Annotated in this window: 17 protein-coding genes; 7 read left to right on the top strand and 10 right to left on the bottom strand. The window is 34.8% G+C overall.

Features of this window, described 5'->3' with window-relative positions; all coding sequences use genetic code 11:
- Positions 1 to 142 precede the first annotated feature (142 nt).
- From BUR19_RS11090 to BUR19_RS11055, 8 genes are all read right to left on the bottom strand, one after another.
- Positions 143 to 1093: an ATP-grasp domain-containing protein gene (locus tag BUR19_RS11090; RefSeq protein ID WP_074235385.1), complete on the bottom strand. Its 951-nt coding sequence runs from the start codon at positions 1091 to 1093 to the stop codon at positions 143 to 145.
- Positions 1094 to 1173: 80 nt separating this feature from the next.
- Positions 1174 to 1887 carry an alpha/beta hydrolase-fold protein gene (locus tag BUR19_RS11085; protein WP_074235384.1) on the bottom strand — a complete coding sequence of 238 codons (714 nt, stop codon included), beginning with the start codon at positions 1885 to 1887 and terminating at the stop codon, positions 1174 to 1176.
- Positions 1888 to 1929: 42 nt separating this feature from the next.
- On the bottom strand, positions 1930 to 3141 hold the full coding sequence (locus tag BUR19_RS11080; RefSeq protein ID WP_245799058.1) for an ATP-grasp domain-containing protein: 1212 nt from the start codon (positions 3139 to 3141) through the stop codon (positions 1930 to 1932).
- 60 nt (positions 3142 to 3201) lie between these two features.
- Complete coding sequence (locus tag BUR19_RS11075; RefSeq protein WP_074235383.1) at positions 3202 to 4605, bottom strand: M17 family metallopeptidase; 1404 nt, start codon at positions 4603 to 4605, stop codon at positions 3202 to 3204.
- Between the two features lie 52 nt (positions 4606 to 4657).
- A complete protein-coding gene (locus tag BUR19_RS11070) occupies positions 4658 to 5791 on the bottom strand; it encodes an alpha/beta hydrolase-fold protein (protein WP_074235382.1) in 1134 nt (377 codons plus the stop codon).
- Between the two features lie 261 nt (positions 5792 to 6052).
- Positions 6053 to 8047 carry an AAA family ATPase gene (locus BUR19_RS11065; protein WP_074235381.1) on the bottom strand — a complete coding sequence of 665 codons (1995 nt, stop codon included), beginning with the start codon at positions 8045 to 8047 and terminating at the stop codon, positions 6053 to 6055.
- Positions 8048 to 8127: 80 nt separating this feature from the next.
- Complete coding sequence (locus tag BUR19_RS11060; protein WP_074235380.1) at positions 8128 to 9882, bottom strand: discoidin domain-containing protein; 1755 nt, start codon at positions 9880 to 9882, stop codon at positions 8128 to 8130.
- Positions 9883 to 9932: 50 nt separating this feature from the next.
- On the bottom strand, positions 9933 to 10343 hold the full coding sequence (locus tag BUR19_RS11055) for an acyl-CoA thioesterase (protein WP_074235379.1): 411 nt from the start codon (positions 10341 to 10343) through the stop codon (positions 9933 to 9935).
- Between the two features lie 135 nt (positions 10344 to 10478).
- Between BUR19_RS11055 and dnaA the strand changes: the two genes are divergently transcribed.
- The 7 genes from dnaA (at position 10479) to BUR19_RS11020 (ending at position 16719) form a co-directional block, all read left to right on the top strand.
- On the top strand, positions 10479 to 11933 hold the full coding sequence (gene dnaA, locus BUR19_RS11050; protein ID WP_074235378.1) for a chromosomal replication initiator protein DnaA: 1455 nt from the start codon (positions 10479 to 10481) through the stop codon (positions 11931 to 11933).
- A 103-nt stretch (positions 11934 to 12036) separates the two neighbouring features.
- The gene (locus BUR19_RS11045; RefSeq protein WP_074235377.1) at positions 12037 to 12477 is read left to right on the top strand and encodes a low molecular weight protein-tyrosine-phosphatase; all 441 of its coding nucleotides are present in this window, start codon (positions 12037 to 12039) and stop codon (positions 12475 to 12477) included.
- A gap of 38 nt (positions 12478 to 12515) precedes the next feature.
- The gene (locus tag BUR19_RS11040) at positions 12516 to 13793 is read left to right on the top strand and encodes a dicarboxylate/amino acid:cation symporter (RefSeq protein ID WP_074235376.1); all 1278 of its coding nucleotides are present in this window, start codon (positions 12516 to 12518) and stop codon (positions 13791 to 13793) included.
- Between the two features lie 8 nt (positions 13794 to 13801).
- The gene (locus tag BUR19_RS11035; RefSeq protein ID WP_074235375.1) at positions 13802 to 14062 is read left to right on the top strand and encodes a hypothetical protein; all 261 of its coding nucleotides are present in this window, start codon (positions 13802 to 13804) and stop codon (positions 14060 to 14062) included.
- 104 nt (positions 14063 to 14166) lie between these two features.
- Positions 14167 to 14865: an SAM-dependent methyltransferase gene (locus BUR19_RS11030; RefSeq protein WP_074235649.1), complete on the top strand. Its 699-nt coding sequence runs from the start codon at positions 14167 to 14169 to the stop codon at positions 14863 to 14865.
- Positions 14866 to 14939: 74 nt separating this feature from the next.
- Complete coding sequence (locus BUR19_RS11025; protein ID WP_074235374.1) at positions 14940 to 16088, top strand: AI-2E family transporter; 1149 nt, start codon at positions 14940 to 14942, stop codon at positions 16086 to 16088.
- A 16-nt stretch (positions 16089 to 16104) separates the two neighbouring features.
- Positions 16105 to 16719 (top strand): DUF1684 domain-containing protein, encoded by a 615-nt coding sequence (locus tag BUR19_RS11020; RefSeq protein ID WP_074235373.1) that lies wholly within the window; start codon positions 16105 to 16107, stop codon positions 16717 to 16719.
- A gap of 73 nt (positions 16720 to 16792) precedes the next feature.
- Here the strand turns inward: BUR19_RS11020 and BUR19_RS11015 are convergent, their stop codons facing one another.
- Together BUR19_RS11015 and BUR19_RS11010 are read right to left on the bottom strand one after the other, a co-directional pair.
- Entirely contained in the window at positions 16793 to 18934 is a 2142-nt protein-coding gene (locus BUR19_RS11015) for an endonuclease MutS2 (protein ID WP_074235372.1), read from the bottom strand.
- Positions 18935 to 19278: 344 nt separating this feature from the next.
- Complete coding sequence (locus BUR19_RS11010; protein ID WP_074235371.1) at positions 19279 to 19779, bottom strand: YceI family protein; 501 nt, start codon at positions 19777 to 19779, stop codon at positions 19279 to 19281.
- Positions 19780 to 19793: the final 14 nt, after the last annotated feature.

Raw genomic sequence — 19793 nt, 5'->3', positions numbered from 1 at the left:
TTGTAAATTAAAGTTAGTAATAGTTAGTTTAACAGTGAATTACACGCAGCCCGACCTGAGTGGAGCTCTTTTTCTTTTTTGATAAAAAAGAAAAAAGCGGGAACGGAGGGCGGATTAAGCTGCCATAAATATTATTATTTTTTTAAAGCTGATTGGTTACAAATTTTCCCCAATCGATATTGATTTTGCCAGGCTTGTAGTCTTTAGCTTTTTCGATTGCTAGTTTTGCAGCGTGTTCTACAATCCATTGGAAATTTTCTTCTCCAACTGAATTTCTATCTGCATCAGGAGCCGGATTACAGAAATCAATCGCATAAGGAATTCCGTCTCTCACAGCAAATTCCACTGTGTTGAAATCGTAACCCAGAGCTTCATTCATTTTGATGGTATAATCCGTAATTGTTTTTAATAACTTTTCGAGTTCCTTTCCTTCTGTTTGATGTGTAGTTGCATATCTCAAATGGTGTGGGTTTCTCGGCTCGTAAGGCATAATGTGAACATATTTTCTGCCCAGACAATACACTCTATAATAATCCTCAAAGACAATCTCTTCTTGAACCATCATTACCAATTGTTCTGTCTCAGCGTGTTTTGCCCACATATCTTCAGGACTTTCAACTCGATAGACATTTCTCCAGCCACCGCCGTCGTGAGGTTTCATATAAGCAGGAAAACCAATATAATTAAAAATGTATTCCCAATCGTGAGGGAATTTCAAATTTCTGAAAGATGTTTCAGAAGTGTTTGTTGGTCTTTCGTGTGAAGGTAGTAAAACGGTTTTCGGCAACGGAATCCCTATTTTTGACATCAATGCATTGTTGAAGAATTTTTCATCTGCACTCCACCAAAATGGATTATTGATAACGTAAGTTCCGTTAACAGCCGCATTTTTAAGATAAGCTCTGTAAAATGGAACATCTTGTGAAATCCTGTCGATAATCACAGCGTAACCATAATCTGCACCTTGTTCTAATTTATCTATTTGAACCGGTTCTGCGATATATTCTCCTTTTCCTAATTCATTGACTTTATCAATAAAAGCCCACGGAAAAGTATCTTCCATTCCGAATAAAATTCCAATTTTTTTTGCCATAATTTTGTTTTTTTAAGGTCGGAAGACGGATGTCCGAAGTCCGAAGTTTGTATGTTTATTTTATTAATTTAAATTTTTGATTACCCGAAAAACCTACCTATGAACTTGGGAAAAACCATTCTCCAAAGCACCCAGTCGTGGTCTATCCATTTTTGTTCATCATACCAATGATTGATTCCTTTTTCAGTTAAGATTCCTGCCATTTTTCTAGTTGGTTCCAAACAAATGTCACGGTCAGATGTGCTGAGAACAATATGCATATGTTTATATTTCCAGGCTTCGTCATTTTTCACGAATTCGTCTGGGCAATTGAAATAAATCAGTTGGTCTTGATAACCGTCCATAAAATTCCTGATGTTAAAAGCGCCTGACAGGCAGAAAAGATGCGAAACCAAATCCGGAAATCTGAACGCGAAATTCGCAGCGTGATAACCTCCGAAGCTTGCACCTGCTACGGCAACGCGATGTGTGTTGTGGGTTCTTTGGATGTAAGGAATGAACTCCTGAGCCAAAAACTGAACATACATTTCGTAGTTTCTGATTCTTTCATAAGGAGAAATTCCTTTGTCATAAAAACTGAATTTATCAATCGTCTGAACATTGAATAATTTTAAAATTCCATTGTCTGTGAAGTGAGAAATGCTTCCGTTCAAATGGAAATCTGCATTCTGAGTATAAGACCCTTGAGAAGTTGGAAACATAATAATCGGGTAACCGAAATGTCCTGTAACTTCGACCTGAAGGCTCATCCCGAGAATGTGTGAATAATAATCTGTATGTGTTATTTGTGGCATTTGTATTTATAATTGATGAATGATAATTGATAAACTTAGAACTTAACTTGTCGGTTTATCTTTTGGAGGAAGAATATTTAGAATCTGTTCTGTGACAACTTCTGCTGCTTGGTCTAATCTTTCCTCGATGATATCTGCTGTTTTTGCTTTGTAAACAATCCCAACGTGATAATCGATTGGTAAAAATTTTTCTACTTCTTCACTTTGCAAATTGTGAGTGTCGGGATGTTTATCTTTAGCTAATGCCACAATCAATCCTCCAAATAATTTATGAGTTTCTTCCACAGAATATTGAGTTCCATCTAAAAGTGCGTTTTCCAATTTTGCCCATTCTCTCCAGATGTTGACACCAGTCGCAGCTTCTACCATATCAGGAATATGTGCTCCGCCAACTCTGGAAGACGTTTCCAGGAAATAATATCGTCCGTCAGTTCCTCTGATATATTCGCTGTGAGTTGCGCCGTTTTGGATTCCGAATTTGTCCAGAACTTGTTTGTTAATTTCGTTTAAACCTTTTGCTTCTTCTGAATTTTTGTCCAGAGTTTTGGTACGGAAAACACCGCCTTCGTGAGAAACTTTCATCGGTGGAGAAAGATATTTTGAAAAGCAGGAAAACACGATTTCTTTATTGTAAACCAGACAATCCACGTGATAAACATCGCCTGGCTTGAAAGATTCTAAAAGAAATTTGTAACGTTCATCACCAAGATTTTCCACAGCCGGCCAAAGTTCTTCGGCTGAATTGATTTTCTTAATGCCGCTGGCTGAAGCTTCGGAACGAGGTTTCAAGACCCAAGGTCCGGGAACATCTTGTGTGAACTGATGTAGTTTTGCATCATTGAAAATTGATGAAAATTCTGGTACAGAAATTCCGTTGTCTTTTGCCTGTTGGCGCATTGCCAATTTATCTCTGAAATAACGATGCGTTGTCTGTCCCATTCCAGGAATACGGTAAGTTTCACGAATCATCGCCGCTTTTTCCACATCGAAATCATCTAATGCAATCACAGCATCGATCTGATGATTTTTCATCAAATATGCGAATCCCTGAACCAAATGGTCAAGATTCCAAACCGAAGGTTCCAGTTCCGGCATATAATAAACTTCATCGATAGCGTGCCAAGGCCAAGGTCTTTCCTTCAGATTTTCCGAAGTGATTAAAATGACTTTGTTCCCGATTTTTTTGCACTCGTCCATAAAATCGTAACCTTTGTAATAACAGGAGATACAGACAATCGTTTTTTCCATATTCATTTTCAAAATTGTATTGTGTAAAAAGTAAAATTTACAAAGATTTACTTCTTTATTTTTAGTCTAATAGTTTTCAATTAAATCTAATAAAAGTTGAATGCCATAACCAGTCGCCGCTTTATCTTTGGCATAACCAACATTTCCAAAAGCAACGCCTGCGATATCAAGATGCGCCCAATTTGGATGACCTTCTATAAACTGTTCCAAAAATTTTCCTGCAATAATACAGTCTCCAAAAGGTTTCATCGATATATTTTTAAAATCAGCAACATCCGAAGTGAAATCATCTTTCCAAATATCCCAAAGTGGAAGATTCCAAAGTCTTTGGTTGGTTTTATCCGCAGATTTTTCCAGTTTGATTTTCAAATCATTATTGTTAGAAAAATAAGCTCCACAAGTGTAGCCAAACATTCTAACCGAACTTCCGGTAAGTGTTGCCAAATCTATCAAAACATCGGTTTTGTAATTTTTTGACAAGTAAGAAAGTCCGTCAGCTAAAGTCATTCTTCCTTCTGCATCAGTGTTTAGCACTTCAATTGTTTTTCCATTGTAAGCCGTTACAACATCGCTTGGCAAATACGCATTTTCCGAAACAGCATTATCTGTAATCGGAAGAATAGCGATGATATTGACTGGAAGTTTCAGTTCCGAAGCTGTAATCAACGCTCCGATAACGGCGCTTGCTCCGCCCATATCGCTTTTCATATAATGCATATTGTCAGATGGCTTGATGGAGATTCCGCCTGTGTCAAACAAAACACATTTTCCCACTAAGCCGAAAGTTTTTGCATCATCTTTTCTGCAATTGTATTCCAAAATCGTGAAAGATGCTTCCTGTGAACTTCCTTGATTTACAGCTACAAACGCACCTAAACCTTCCTTAATCGATTCTTCTCTGTTGAATGATTTATATTTTAATCCATATCTATCTGCGGTCGATTTCAAAAAATCTGAAATCTGATTCACTTTTTTGTGATTGGCTGGTTTGTTCAGCCATTCCATTCCGGCAAATTGTCCGTTGCAAAGTGCTTCTGTTTTCAAGGCTAGATCTTTTCCTTCTTCCTCAGAAATATTTTCAAAATGAAGTTCAAAATTCTCCTGCCAAAACGGATGCGATTTCTCAAAAGGGTAGAGGTACGTTCCCAAGAATAAACCTTTTACAAATTCTTCCGTCAAATTCAATCCTAACTTTGAATGAACCGAAGTCGCAACTGCCTGCAGATTTTTTTTGTAATCATTCGCAAATTTGTTGGCTATTGCCTGAATTTCAAAACCTTTCGAATCTTTCCCGATTCCAATGAAGAAATCAAATTTATCAGACTGAGTTTTGATGAAAATTTCATTCTTTTTCCCATTGAAGAATAATTCAACATTCGGATACGAGCTTTTTTCCTGTTCCCAATCATCTTCGCTGAACAGATATATGTTTTGTATTGTTGATTCTTTTTTATTGTAAATTTTGATCATAGTTTTATAAGTTTTGGCTAAAGCCAAATACAATATTTAATTCTTCATCGGGCTAGAGCCCGATGCTATTGATGTCATTTTCTAATTCATTCTTGGCTTTCACAGGACTTTCGAGACTATCGATGTAAAGCCATTCTACTGCTCTTGGAAATTCCTGGGACCAGAAAAATTCCTGATGTGTTCCTTTGTCGCTGATGTTGGTTCTGACTTCAAAATCGAATGATTTCTGAGCTGTCAATTTCTTCAAAGCTTTTTCAAATAACCTGATTCTCCCAACCATTCGGGAGCCTTCTAATCTTCCGCCGTAGAGATAAACTTTGATCTTGTAAGGATTAGTGAAGTTTATCATCGGAAAATCATTTTCAGGCTCAACCCAAAGAGACGGAGAAAAAATCAATAATTTGGAATAGACTTCCGGATAAAGAAATCCCCCATAGATGCTGATCAATCCACCCAAAGAACTTCCACCAATTCCTGTGTTTTCTCTATCTTTTTTAGTTCTGTAATTTTTGTCAATCCAAGGTTTCAATGTGTCTGTGATGAATCTCAAATATTTTTTGCCTTCAGCATTTTTTGTCACATCTTCATTATCAAAAATATATTCCTTGATTCTATCATCGTTGCCATGTTCAACAGCTATTACAATCAAATCCCCGCGACCATATTCTGCAAGCAAAGACAATTTTTTATCGATTTCCCAATTTCCGTAAGCCGAACCTTCATTGAACAAATTCTGCGCATCCTGAAGATACAAAACCGGATAACTCTTCTCTGAATCATAATAATCATAAGGCAAAAGCGCCCAGACTTTTCTGGTTTTGTCGAGCTGAGGAATATAAAATTCTTCATCCATCAATTCTACAATCGGGAAAAATTCTTGTTTGAAAGGTCCCCAATTCAATCTCCATTTTTCTACAGAATCTTGTACTTTCTTTTTCTCTTTTTTTGTCTTTCTGTTCGGTGTGATGTTATCATATTTATCAATTTCCACATTTTCCCAACCGCCTTTTGTGAACTTATATTCGATTTCATCATTTAAAATTTCTTCGGGAATATTGATGTAATAATTATCCTCATTCAATTTTTCCAATTCAAACTTTGAATCTTTCGGATTCCACTTGTTGAAATTCCCGGTAATGAAAATCGGTCGGTCATCATTATCTTCTGATGTCAGAAAAAACTCCATTCTATTTTAATTCTCTTATTTCTTATAAATTTATAAAATTATTTCAATTGATGAAAAAATGTTGAGTATTTTTCTTTTAAAATTTAAGTTTGTTAATGAATATTAATCTAATTTTTAAAATCATTGAATTAATGAAAATTTAATATTTCGAAATAATAATCAGAAAAAATAAAAAAGCTTTCGAAGATTGACTCCGAAAGCTTGAATTTTTGTTTGAAAAACTTTAAAATTTATTCTGATTTTACAACTTTTGCCCGTTACTTAATCTATATTATGGATTTGCATATTCTTTCCACGTTTTAAAATGAATTGATATATTTTTTCAGTTAACTCAACAACTTCCGGAACCGTTTTAAAATCATCCCAAGTTAATTCTTTATTTAATGTTTTTTCAAGAATGATTCTACTAAGAGAAGCCTTGTCTTTGAACGTTTGCCATTCTTCTCCAGCGCCTCGAGGTATTTTTTTTGCAACTTCATTTAAGGGGATTCCTGAATCTTTTATTTTTTTTAAAAATTTACCAACATATTCTGTCTGGTTTAGTTCTGATATAGTCGAAAAGTAATTATCAATCTCATTTTGAGTTTCTTCTGTTACTTCTTTTTTATTACAAAATTCAATCAAAATTTTTCTCCAAACTTCTATTGATAAAAGATTTTCAGATTCTCGTATATTTCTAATTATTAAACCTTCTAAATTATTATCGGCAGAGAATTTTTCTTCGAGTAATTTCAATCTCTCAAATTTTTTAGTTCCTTCTTTTGCCATATCAGAATCGGCGAATAGAAAAATCTTATTGGATAACGCTAAAGTGTTTATCTCTTTAAGGAATTTCTCATCATCGTCAATTTCATCCAATTCGTCTCCGAAAATGTAATGTTCTATATTTCCGCCCGCATATTCGAAAAAGGCGAAATCAATATCTTCTTTAGGATAGTTTCTTTTGTTATCATCATCGCAATAGGCTCTCAGAAATGATTTAATGTAATTGCGGTCAGAAATTCCTTCGACCCAAATACTTGAGTTAGCAAGAAACACTGAAGTGTTGTTAACTCCTAAATCTTTTAATAATTCATTATTTCCAGAGTTTACATTTCTGACAATGATTTTTTTATTTCCCTTTTCTAAAACTGGATTGAAAGAATAAATTGAGACATTGTCGCTTTCTAATGTTAAGTCCAATAAATGATTTGAATGCGTGGAAATAAAATATGTGAGATTTTTTTTAGTGATATCATTATTTAATGAAATCTGTTCAAAGAATAATCTTTGCATACCTGGGTGAAGATTAAGTTCTGGTTCATCAATAAAAATTGTAGAATCATTTTCAGCCATAAATATTTGATACATCAAAATAATAATAGCTTGTATTCCGTCTCCAAGTTCATATAATTTTCTTGTGTCATTTTCGCCATCAATATGAATTGTAATTATTTCTCCAGAATTATCTCCATTTAAGCTTTTGTCCTTGTCAAATTCGGCAACAATATCAATCTTTTTTCCGCTGAAAAAATTATTTTGTACAAACGTTTCAAAATCTTCAAACCTTTTTCTGATTTCTTTTCTTGCATTTCTAGCATTAAGAATGGATTTGTATAGATGTAGCCCAGTAAATGTTTTTACATTTTCAGTTGGGTAATTTTTTTGTAAAGTATTGTAGAAAATGTCATCTTCTATTTTATGTCCTTCAGAATTATATAGAGAATGGGCTGTTCTCAGAGTAGGGATGTAAATTTTTTGTGTATTTTCCTGCTCGACAATATCTGTCATTAAAGCAAAAATTTGGAGATTTATTTTATCTAAAATAGTTATCAGATTTTTTTTGATAGGCTTATCGAAATATGCCCATTTATGTTCAGGAATATTGTCAAGAACTCTAAATGCGTCATTATTTACCCTTGTCGTTTTTGTAATATCGTTAAAATTTAAATTTTCAAACTTTTTTATATTTATAAGGGGCAAGGCACCATCGCTAAGCAATATGTTTTTTTGTTGGCGTGTTATAATGTCATTGGTAATACTCTTGTTGAAATTTATAATTAAATCATCAATTTTTTTTAAAGGAATCCTTTTGTAATCTTTTATTTGCATCAAATGTCTCATCATCCAACTTTTTCCGCTGTTATTAGCTCCTACAAAAATGTTTACAGTACGGATATTTGGTAAAAACCGGATTACTTTTTCATCCTCAAATAAATAGTATCTATCAATAATTTTATTATTTGTGTTTTCATTTAATAGTAAGTCATATTTCATTGAATTCGTTTTTGTTAAAAATAAAAAAACCTCAGAATAATTGCAATTATTCTGAGGTTTAAAAGTGAACTTTGTTTTATTTATTCCGATTTTACAACCTCGGTTCTTTCCGAGATTCCATTGGCGTTGAATGCTTCAATTTGGAAATAATAGGAGTCTGTTCTGTCAGCTCCGGTGAAAAAATATTCGTTTTTACCATAAACCATAATACTTCCATATAATTTGTCAGGCGATTTTCCCCAATAAATGACATAACCGTCAGCGTCTGAGTTTTGTTGCCACTTGAACCAAATGCTTCTTCTCTCGCCATATTTTTTCGGGTCAGCCCGCAATGGAACGAAGTTTTGAACTTTTGCGGGTTTTGTTCCGGCACCTTTTCCAAAAACTCGGAATCCACTCAAAGCAAATTTTCCTGTCGGCATTTTCAGATTTTCCATTTTGAGGAATCTTGCTTTTGCTGGCGTTTCCAATTCTACATAATCGTGCGGAACATCGGTTTGGTTTTTTGATTTGTCAACAATTACTTTCCAGTTTTTGCCGTCATTAGAGCCATAAATTTTGTATTGATGCATTTTGCCAAGCGTTTTTCCCATAAACTCAACATCTTGGTCGGCATAATTAATTTGGATTGCATTGATTGTAGAAACTTCTCCCAAATCTGTCTGAAACCATTCTCCTGAATTTCCAGTTTTTGCAGACCAATAAGTCTTGATGTCTTCATCTACTGCAAGATTGGGTTGATATCCGCCTAAAGTCGAGGAAACCTGAACGGGTTTGTTATAGTTCAGCAACATCCAACCAGGAAATAAACCTTTCGAAAAATCTTTGCCCTGAGCAAATTGTGGCAAAAGCGTCGGATAATCGCCGTAAGCCGTGTTGGTGTACATTACATCGTCTTTGTCAAAACCGGTTGGCCAGATTCCCAATCGTCTTTCGAAATTATTTTTGGTCGAGATGAAAATCGTGGAAACGTGCCACCAATTATTGTAGTTATCCTGAAATGTGGCACCGTGTCCCGCTCCTCTTGCAAATCCGCCAGGTTTGTAAGAAAACGGATTGTGTTGCTGATATTCAAAGCCTTCCAATGGATTTTTCGAAACATAAACACCATCAGAATATCCACTGAATTCCGTTGCCGGCGCGCCGTATTGAAGATAATATTTGTCTTTATATTTTGTCATCCAGGCACCTTCCACAAATGGCTGAAGGAAAACATTATCATTGTATTCTCCGAATCTTTCCCAGCCGTGGTCTTCTGGTTTAAGTCTGATGACGGGTTTTACAAAACCTTCAGATTGAAGAGTTTTTGTTTTGACTTCGGTTCCGAGAAGAGGCCATTCGTTGCTCGAACCCCAATAGAGGTAAAGTTTATCTTTGTCTTCATCATAATGAAATGCCGGGTCCCAAGCGCCAACTTTCAAAGTATCGACTGCGATTTTCCAATCGTCTTTCGTTGGGTTGGTGCTTTTCCAAATCGGAAAATCCTGTTCCCAAGTTGAACCGAAAACATATAAAGTGTCCTTCATTGCCCAAACTGCAGGTGCGTTCAGGTCGTGTGTATATTTGTTGTCTCTTAGGAATTTTCGATAGACAAATTTCCAGTCCAGCATATTGTCACTGTACCAATAACCTTCCTGATTGGTAGAAAACAAGAAAAGTTTTTTCTGAAAATTAACGATTACCGGGTCCGCAGTTGCACGATGTTTTCCTTGCTTGGAGAAAACTTCAAACGGCGTGTAACCATAATCGATGTTAATAGGATTACAATAGGTTTTTTGCTGAGCTGAAAATAATGATACAATAGATAATGAAACTATTGCGAGTAATTTTTTCATTTAAGTTTTATTTTAATTCCGAATATATTGAAAATTTGGAGAAGGGCAATTTATTCCTTCCAATTTTCCTTAATCAAGTCTAATAGGAAATCTGGACATCTTACGATTTTATTAGTTTCTGCATCCAGAAAAAATAGAGTAGTAGAAGCTTCGGTAATTTTGACTTTATCTTCATTGTAAATCTCATAATCGAATTCGATTTTAACACCCGGAATTTTTTTAACATAAGTATGAATTTCCAAAAGTTGGTCATAAAGTCCTGGTTTCAAATACTTAATTTTATATTCGGAAACGGGAAGAAAAATTCCTCTCTTTTCTATTTCGTCATAAGACATCCCAAGGGTGCGGAAAAGTTCAACTCTCGCTACTTCAAAATATTCTGCGTAGTTACCATAATAGACATATTTCATTGGGTCAGTTTCTCCGTAACGTACTCTTATTGAGTTGGTTGTGTGTATCATTTTAAGTCGTTAATAATTCATACAAATATATTTTTTAATAATCAATAGTGAAAAAATTTTTTTATGAAAATTAATAATTAGATATTTGTTGTCTTCTTAAAAAACTAAAATCCCACCGGAAATAGCAGCAGAAAAATGAATGAAAATTTAGAGTTAATCTGGGATAGATGCATCCAGTTTATGCGGGATAATCTAAACGCAGCGGAGGATAATACAGACCTCAAAAAGTTAGAAAATTCTTTCGACTTATTGTTTGATAAAGTTCAACCAATTTCTTTGGTGAACAATAATCTGACGTTGCTTGTTCCTAGTGATTTTTACAAAGAATATATCGAGGACAATTACTTGTCTTTACTGTCTGCTGCGCTTAAGAAAAATATTGGTAAAGGTGTGAAGTTGTGGTATTCTGTAATGGAAAATAAGCCTGCCGGAAAAGAAAAACCAATTACGATGAATGTAAAAGGGATTTCTACCCAGGCTCCAAAAATCCAGGAGGCCAGACCGGTTCTTAAGGATAATAATGTCAATGCTTTTGCGGTTCCGGGAATCAAAAAAATCAATATTGATTCTAACTTGAAAGCGGATCAATCTTTTGATAATTTCATCGAAGGAGAAAGTAATAAGTTTGCTTCCACTGTTGCGAGATCGATTGCAAAAAGGCCAGGCTCAACTGCTTTTAACCCGTTATTTGTTTATGGTGGATATGGAGTTGGTAAAACTCATTTGGCGCAAGCGATTGGACTTGAAGTGAAAGCTTCTTTTCCTGAGAAAGTAGTTTTGTATCAGTCTTCTGAAAAATTCATTCAGGATTTTGTGAAAGCGGCGAAATCTCAGAATAAAACAGATTTCCAGCATTATTATCAGATGATTGATGTTTTGATTATTGATGATATTCAGTTCTTGTCAGGAAAAGCGGCAACTCAGGATAGTTTCTTCCATATTTTTGACTATTTGCATCAGAACGGGAAACAAATTATCTTAACTTCTGATAAAGCACCGGCAGATATTCTGGATACTCAGGAAAGGATTATTTCCCGTTTCAAATGGGGACTTTCTGCAGAAATCAAATCGCCAAACTTCGATACAAGAAGAAAAATCATCGTTGATAAATTAAGCCGTGACGGAATCGAATTAACGGACGATATGTTAGATTATTTAGCATCAGAAGTTAAAACCAACGGTGTAAGAGAACTGATTGGTGTTGTGAATGCAGTAATTGCTTATTCAACGGTTTATAAATCTGATTTCAGCCTTGATTTATTAAAAGATACAATTAACAAATTAGCGACAACTCAGAAGAAAACCATCAATATTCCTTACATTCAGGAGATTGTTTGTGATTATTTCGGAATTCAGAGAGAACAATTGTTGTCTAAAACTAGAAAAAGAGAAATCGCTTTACCGAGACAATTAGCAATGTATTTTGCAAAAGAATATACCAATGCAACGTTCACAAAAATCGGTGAAGAAATGGGCGGAAAAGACCATTCAACTGTGATGTATGCTTGCGACACGATTCGAGATGTTTCAAAAATTGATAAAGAATTGAAGAAATACATCAAGGATTTGAAAGATAAAATTGCACAATAACAATACAAGGATTTAAGTTTTTAAATCCTTTTTTTATGATCTTATTTTTTTTAATTTTAAAGTCATAATACTTTTTACATCTTACTTAATACAAATTTGATTAATGAAAATATTAATGGTCTGTCTTGGGAATATTTGCAGAAGTCCTTTGGCAGAAGGAATCTTAAAATCTAAACTCGATGATAATTATTTTGTTGATAGTGCAGGAACAATCAATTACCACGAAGGAAATGGACCTGACGAACGTTCTGTAAAAACCGCTTTAAAAAACGGAATAGATATCTCGATGCAGAAATCAAGGCCAATCAAAAAGTCAGATTTGGATGACTTTGATTTGATTTTCTGTATGGACAAAAATAATTACAAAGATGTTTTGAAAATGGCAGACGATTCTCAAAAACATAAAATCAGATTAATTCTTGATAACGAATTAGAAGTTCCTGATCCCTATTACGGCGGAATAGACGGTTTTGATAAAGTTTACAAAATGCTCAATGATTCTTGTGAAATAATTGCAGAAAAAATCAAGAACAACACCATATAATTCATAAACAATTCTAAATTTGTAAGATAAGTCTTTTTATGAATTTGGACATTGAACAAAAACCTTTAAAACCGAAAAAATTCTACCAGCTTCTCTACATTCAGGTGCTGATTGCGATTGTCTTCGGTGTTTCTCTCGGTTATTTTTATCCTGACTTGGGTGAGAAAATGAAACCTCTTGGCGAAGGCTTTATCAAGCTGGTCAAAATGATTATTGCGCCGGTCATTTTTCTTACCGTTTCCACCGGAATTGCCGGAATGAGCGACCTTAAAAAAGTCGGAAGAGTAGCAGGAAAAGCATTCATTTATTTTTTTACATTTTCAACTTTGGCTTTGATTATCGGAATGATTGTCAGTCATATTGTTCAGCCGGGAAAAGGTCTTAACATCAATCCAAATACGCTGAACGGCGCAGAAGTTGAGAAATATGTAAAAGCGGCACACGACAATTCTTTGGTCAGTTTTATTTTCAATATTATTCCAGAGACGTTATTTAGTCCGTTGACAGGTGATAATATTTTGCAGGTGCTTTTGGTAGCAATTTTATTTGGGGTCGCTTTGGCAGTCACGTCGGAAAAAAGTCAGCCAGTTCAAGATTTTCTTCAAACCTTAACAATTCCAATTTTCAAAATTGTAGAAATTTTAATGAAATTGGCGCCAATCGGAGCATTCGGGGCAATGGCTTTCACGATTGGAAAATATGGTGTAGAATCGTTAAAAAACTTGGCGATGCTCGTCGGAACATTTTATGTGACCTCGGCGTTGTTTGTGATTTTGATTTTGGGAAGTGTTGCTTGGTATAATGGATTCAATATTTTCAAATTTCTGAAATATATCAAGGAAGAGATTTTTCTGGTTTTAGGGACAAGTTCGTCTGAACCTGCACTTCCAGGATTGATGAAAAAAATGGAAAATGCAGGCTGTGATAAAGGCGTCGTTGGTTTGGTGGTTCCGACTGGCTATTCCTTCAATCTCGATGGAACCAATATTTATATGACTTTGGCGGCGTTGTTCATCGCTCAGGCTTGTAATATCGATTTGACTTTGGAACATCAGATAGGTTTACTTTTGGTCGCAATGTTGAGTTCCAAAGGTGCAGCTGGCGTTACAGGTGCAGGATTTATCACTTTGGCGGCGACTTTGGCTGTTGTTCCCGAAGTTCCGATTGCCGGAATGACTTTGATTCTCGGGATTGACAAATTTATGTCGGAATGTCGTGCTTTGACCAATGTTATTGGGAATGCAGTAGCAACGGTTGTCGTTTCCAATTGGGAAAATCGATTGGACAAAGACCGATTAAAAGAAGTTTTGAACTAAATTTGTAATTGTTAGGATTTGGGCAGCTTCATCCGCCTGTAGTTTATCCTGAGCTTGACGAATGGCTCCCAATCTTTTTTGCAGACGATTTCAGATTAAATAGAACTTTAGGGTTAGCAAAAAAGAATTTCCGCTCAAGTCGGGTTGCGAGTGATTCGACTTTAATAATGACATTGGAAACGGAAGCGTTAAGAAATATTGAAAAAATTGCTTTAAGAAAAATCTACTGTTTGAAGCTGTTGCTGGAAAAGCATTGGCAGCGAGTTTAGATTTTTTAGTAATTTATTCAATATTTTAGCTGAGTTTCCACAGTCTTGAATTTTTGGTTCTTTTGTTTCAAGAAAAAGAACATAACATAATTAATAAACATAAAATGCTATACCTTTTACCAGCTTATCTTTCAGAAAATTCTCCTGTTGATTATTTTGCATCGACAATCAAAGACATTATTATAAATGTCGACCATTACTTTGTGGAAAACGAAAAGACAGCCCGAAAGGTCATCAAGTTTTTTGCTCCCGAGAAAAAACAACCGGAACTCAAATTGTTTCTTCTTGACAAATATTCTGAAACGGCAGATTTGAAAGAAGCTCAGAAACTAATGAAAGAAGGCGTAGATTTCGGATTGTTGTCGGAAGCAGGTTTGCCTTGCATTGGCGACCCAGGAAATATTATTGTTGGTTGGTCTCACAAAAATAATATTAAAGTGATTCCTGTTAATGGGCCAAGTTCTTTCGTTTTAGCTTTGATTGCGAGTGGATTCAATGGGCAACAGTTTTCATTCAATGGTTATTTGGCTATTGAAAAAGATAAAAAGAAAAAGGAAATTCAACATTTGGAAAATATGGTGGAGAAAACTGGATTCACGCAGATTTTTATGGAAACACCTTACAGAAATAATCCATTATTCGAAGATTTAACTAAATTTCTGAATCCAAATACAAAATTGTGCATCGCTGCCAACATCAATGACCCAGAAACTGAATTTATCAAAACAAAAACGATTAACGATTGGAAAAAAGACAAACCAGAATTGCATAAGATTCCAGCTGTTTTTCTAATCGGAAAATAAATTTAGAAGATATTAGAAGTTAGATTTTAGAAATTAGTCCAAAATCTAACTTCTAAAAACTAAAATCTAATAATATGAAGCAGACTTATCCTTTTTACCTCAAGTTATCTTGTATTCTCATCAGTATTGTTGTTCTGGGATTTTTAGCGATTATCGGCGAGCAAATTTTTGTTCCGATGATTTTGGGATTGCTTGTGGCGATTTTACTGACACCGCTTTCCCGTTTTATGGAAAAGCGATTGAGATTCCCGAGAAGTTTGTCATCTATTTTGGCGAGTCTTTTGGCTTTGGCAATTATTGCAGGCGTAATTTACGGAATTTCAATACAAGTGGCTAAATTGTCGAATGACTGGCCTCAGTTTCAGAAACAATTTATCACTTTGACGGACGATTTGCAAAGCTGGATTTCCAAAACTTTCGGAGTCAGAAGACGCGACCAATTAGAGTATTTAAATGACACAGCAAAAAAATCTATCAGTACAGGAACTGCGATTTTGGAAAGAGCATTGAAGTCGATTGGTTATATCTTGATGTTGACAGGTTTTACGTTTTTGTTTGCCTTATTTTTCCTTTTGTACAGAACTCATTTACTTAAATTTTTAGTAGCAAGTTTCACAGAAGCACATCACAAAACTGTTTTTGAGGTGGTTCACAGTATTCAGTTTATGGTGAAAAAATATCTGGTTGGATTGTTTCTGCAAATGATTATTGTGACCATTTTATCTTTGATTGCTTACACGATTATCGGCGTTAAATATAATTTTATGCTGGCAATCATTACAGGAATCTTAAATATTCTTCCTTACATCGGAATTTTTATTGCTTTATTGATTGGTGCTTTGATTACGTTTGCAACTTCTGGAATCAGTCACGTTTTGTTTATTGTGATTGCGATTGTTGTGATTCACGCAATTGATGGAAACATCATAATGCCAAGGGTTGTTGGTTCCAAAGTGAAAATCAATTCTTTGATTGTTATTATTGGACTTGTAATTGGCGAAATGCTTTGGGGAATTGCGGGAATGTTTTTGACGATTCCGGTTTTGGCAATTTTGAAAATTATTTTTGATAGAGTGGAAGGTCTCCAATCCTGGGGATTCCTAATGGGTGAAGATGATGAAGTTCCGGTTTTCAAATCGACTTTTGATAAGTATTTTCAAATGAAAAAAGCTAAGTTGAAGTCTAATGAAGTTGATGATTCTGAGAGTGAATCTGCTGACTAAATAATTAAATTGAATTATGAAAAAATTAAGTTTCCTATTCCTCATATTGTCTTTATTTTTAAATGCTCAGACTGAAAAAGAAAATATTGCATCGATAAAAAAATTCCAAAAAGAACTGAATTCAGAATATCTAAACCCAAAAGAATCGCCTTTACGAGGAGATAATCTTAAGAATTTTAAAAAGCATCCGTTCTTTCCAATCAATCTGAAATATAGAGTTACTGCTAAATTTGTAAAAACTGAAAACCCTGTTCCATTTGAATTGCCGACTTCCTCTGGGAAATTCAAGCAATATCAGGAGTATGGGAAAGCGACTTTTGAGTTGGACGGTCAATCTTTGACATTGACTTTATATCAAAGTCTGGATCTCATGAAAATGGAGAAATATAAAGATTATCTTTTTCTGCCTTTCCGGGATTTGACAAATGAGAAAGAAACTTATGGCGGCGGAAAATATATGGATTTGAAAATCCCATCAGGAAACGAAATTGTCCTGGATTTTAATCAATCTTATCAGCCTTTTTGCGCTTATAATGCTTTTGATTACAACTGTCCGATTGTTCCGGAAGAAAATAAGTTACCAGTAAGAATTGAGGCTGGTGTGATGTATGAGGATGTTTATCATCATTAATTGTTCGCTGATTATAAAAAAACCTTTCCAAGTTCTAAGCTTTGAAAGGTTTTTTTATTAACAATTTGAGATTTTAGATTCTTTCCAATTCTCCAGAATCAATCGTGGTTTTGAAGGTTCCGTAGTTAACAATCACTTTGTTTTTTGAAATCTTTTCAATGGTCCCAACACTTGTACTTCCGGCGATTCGGACGCGTTGACCGACTTTCATCCAAACGGCACGTTCTGCTTTACGTTTTTCTTCCAACTTTTCGTTGGTTTCAGCAATTTTTTCGATGACGTCTTCTTTCTTCAGTTGTTGCGTGATTTTGCGTTTCACCACCTGAAGACGTTTTGTTTCATCTTTGTCAGTTCCCAATTTTCGGAATTTTTCCTGTTCCAGGATTTTCACAAAATCTTTAACCACATCTTTTCGGGATTTACCTTTCACATAACTGTCGATAAACGCTTCAATCTTGTTTCCAAACTGAAGTTTTCTGTGTTCTTCTTCATACAATTTTTGGAAATTGAAAAGCTTTTGCTGAAGCTGTTCATTCAGTTTTTGAAGATTATCACGTTTGTCTTCTACAGAATCACGTTTTTCCGACAAATCAGATTTCAGTTTTTCAACTTCGAATTTTTCCTGCTGAAGTTTTACAATCGTTTTGTCAAGATTTACAATATCGTGTTCTACTTTCTTTCTTGCGTTTTTAATAATAAATCTAGGAATCTTATTTTTTTCAGCCACTTCAAAAGTGAAAGAACTTCCGGCTTGCCCGATTTCCAATTTATAAAGCGGTTCCAAAGAATGTTCGTCAAAAAGCATTGCTGCATTAGTTGCTGCAGGCAATTGTTCTACAACCAGTTTGATATTGGTGTAATGCGTTGTGATGATTCCGAAACTTTTCTTGTCGTAGAAATATTCCATAAAACTTTCTGCCAAAGCACCGCCCAATTCCGGGTCAGAACCGGTTCCGAATTCATCAATCAATAACAATGTTTTGTTATCCGCTTCACGAATCATTCCGGACATTTTTTTCAGTCGGGAAGAGTAGGTTGACAAGTGATTTTCTATGGATTGATTGTCTCCAATATCAGTCATAATCTTTTCAAAGAAAAACATCTCAGATTTTGGATGACAAGGAACTAAAATCCCACTTTGAATCATTAATTGTAATAATCCAACGGTTTTTAACGTGATAGATTTTCCACCGGCATTTGGTCCGGAGATACAGATGATTCGATTATGTTCTGTTAAAGTTAAAGTCTGTGAGAAAATCTCTTTGTTTTCGTTTTTATTCCTAACCCAAAGCAACGGATGAAAGGCATCTTTCAAACGCAAGGTTTGATGTCTGTTGATTTTCGGTAAAATTCCGTTGACTTTTTCGGCAAATTTTGCTTTGGCTCGAATTAAATCCAAATCGAAAATATAAGTTTGATAATCCGAAAGTTGTGGCTGGAATTCTGCAATCTCTGCAGTTAGTTGACGAAGGATTTTATCGATTTCTTTTTTCTCTTCTTCCTGATTTTCTCTCAGTTTGAAATAATGTTTCACAACATTTTCCGGCTGAATGTAAGTGATAGAACCTGTTTTGGAAATACCTAAAACACGCCCGTTCACTCTCTTTTTGAAACCGGATTTTACCGCTAAAACTCTTTGGTCTTCGACAATTGTTTCCCTGATATCTTCTAAAAAATCTGAATAAGTAACCAAAGATCGGTTGAAGTTTTCGTCAATCGCTTTTCTGGCGTGTTGGATTTCTGTTCTTAAGGTTTTCAGAATCGTTGAAGCTTCGCTTTTGACTTCTCCGAATCGGTTGAAAACTTTATCCACTTTATCGATAATTTCTTTTCGGAATTCCAAATCTTTGATTTCTTCCAATAATGTTGGAAAAGCTTCTGAAAGCTGAGGGAAGAATCTTTGCAATTTCCCGATTTGCTCGGTAATTGTTTTGATTTTGATAAACGATTTATTCTCTAATCTGTAATTCTCTATCAGCATCAGTTTTAGTTCCTCTTCGATGTCTTCATACTCATCAAAAGGAATGGCGTTGGAACTTTCAAAACTCGTTAAGAATTCTGAGGTTTTTTTCAAAGAGATTTCTGCCTCGTCTATTTCCATTGGACGAAGTTCCATTATTTTGTCTGCCGTTTTCGGCGAGTAAGCGAAAGGGGCAATTTCCGAAAGGAGTTCCGGAAATTCTAATTCGTTAAGGTCTGCTTGATTAATATTCACATTGCAAATTTACGAATTTGAAATATTATGAATTTTGAAAATTTTTGATGAATAATTTCTTTCAGAAATTTGTCTTCGAGAGCCTCAGACTGATAGATTGCTAAATTGTGCGATATTTTATTTGGTAATTTCTTCAGAATTAAGTTTTTTATTTGTCTTCGATTGGTTTGATTTGAAAGTGAAATCGTCGATAAAGACGCCCAAAACCTAATGAGTGGTTCGGTGAAGTTAAATAAAAAGGAACCTACAGCTGAGTCTGCAAGTTCCTCGAATCACAATGTCTTTCTAGCGCGATATTGTGATGTTGAAAAATCTAATTATATGAAAAAGTTATTGGATTGATTTTAAATTTTTGTTGCTAAGCTGAATGTCAAGTCCAAGTCATCTTTTACGACGATCATTCCACCCATTTTTTTCGGAGGTGTGATATTGAAATCACTGAATTTAACATTTTTGCGTCCGATTAACTTGTTGTTTTCTATCTCAAATTCTACGTTGTATCTTTTACTTTGGTTCATCATTTTGACTTCTACAATGGCGATATAATTTTTCTGAACTTTGGTGAAGTTGATGAACTTGATAATCATATTCGGGTATTTTTCAGAATTCAGTATTTTCTGAAAATCCTTGGTCATCATTTTGTTTCCACAATCAAACTCGTTGACTTTCAGAATGATATTCGGGAGGCTTCTTTCTGTGAAAGTATAAACGCCTGTTTCTGCTTTGAATTTGTTATTCACACACTGAAACTTGTTGACGTTGGTACTTCCGTTGATCTGAACAAAGTTTTCCTGTGCCTTTGCAAAAAGCGTCATAAAACCGAAAAGTAAATAAAGAAGTCGCATAATTTTAATTTTTT

The sequence above is a fragment of the Epilithonimonas zeae genome (assembly GCF_900141765.1).
Lineage (GTDB): Bacteria > Bacteroidota > Bacteroidia > Flavobacteriales > Weeksellaceae > Epilithonimonas > Epilithonimonas zeae.
This window is presented reverse-complemented; position numbering and strand designations above follow the sequence as displayed.

Bases quoted from the DNA above. Each gene is read 5' to 3' on its own strand.
- BUR19_RS11070 (WP_074235382.1), bottom strand. From the start codon at position 5,791: ATGGAGTTTTTTCTGACATCAGAAGATAATGATGACCGACCGATTTTC.
- BUR19_RS11090 (WP_074235385.1), bottom strand. From the start codon at position 1,093: ATGGCAAAAAAAATTGGAATTTTATTCGGAATGGAAGATACTTTTCCG.
- BUR19_RS11060 (WP_074235380.1), bottom strand. From the start codon at position 9,882: ATGAAAAAATTACTCGCAATAGTTTCATTATCTATTGTATCATTATTT.
- dnaA (WP_074235378.1), top strand. From the start codon at position 10,479: ATGAATGAAAATTTAGAGTTAATCTGGGATAGATGCATCCAGTTTATG.
- BUR19_RS11080 (WP_245799058.1), bottom strand. From the start codon at position 3,141: ATGAATATGGAAAAAACGATTGTCTGTATCTCCTGTTATTACAAAGGT.
- BUR19_RS11040 (WP_074235376.1), top strand. From the start codon at position 12,516: ATGAATTTGGACATTGAACAAAAACCTTTAAAACCGAAAAAATTCTAC.
- BUR19_RS11030 (WP_074235649.1), top strand. From the start codon at position 14,167: ATGCTATACCTTTTACCAGCTTATCTTTCAGAAAATTCTCCTGTTGAT.
- BUR19_RS11020 (WP_074235373.1), top strand. From the start codon at position 16,105: ATGAAAAAATTAAGTTTCCTATTCCTCATATTGTCTTTATTTTTAAAT.
- BUR19_RS11025 (WP_074235374.1), top strand. From the start codon at position 14,940: ATGAAGCAGACTTATCCTTTTTACCTCAAGTTATCTTGTATTCTCATC.
- BUR19_RS11075 (WP_074235383.1), bottom strand. From the start codon at position 4,605: ATGATCAAAATTTACAATAAAAAAGAATCAACAATACAAAACATATAT.
- BUR19_RS11055 (WP_074235379.1), bottom strand. From the start codon at position 10,343: ATGATACACACAACCAACTCAATAAGAGTACGTTACGGAGAAACTGAC.
- BUR19_RS11065 (WP_074235381.1), bottom strand. From the start codon at position 8,047: ATGAAATATGACTTACTATTAAATGAAAACACAAATAATAAAATTATT.
- BUR19_RS11085 (WP_074235384.1), bottom strand. From the start codon at position 1,887: ATGCCACAAATAACACATACAGATTATTATTCACACATTCTCGGGATG.
- BUR19_RS11010 (WP_074235371.1), bottom strand. From the start codon at position 19,779: ATGCGACTTCTTTATTTACTTTTCGGTTTTATGACGCTTTTTGCAAAG.
- BUR19_RS11045 (WP_074235377.1), top strand. From the start codon at position 12,037: ATGAAAATATTAATGGTCTGTCTTGGGAATATTTGCAGAAGTCCTTTG.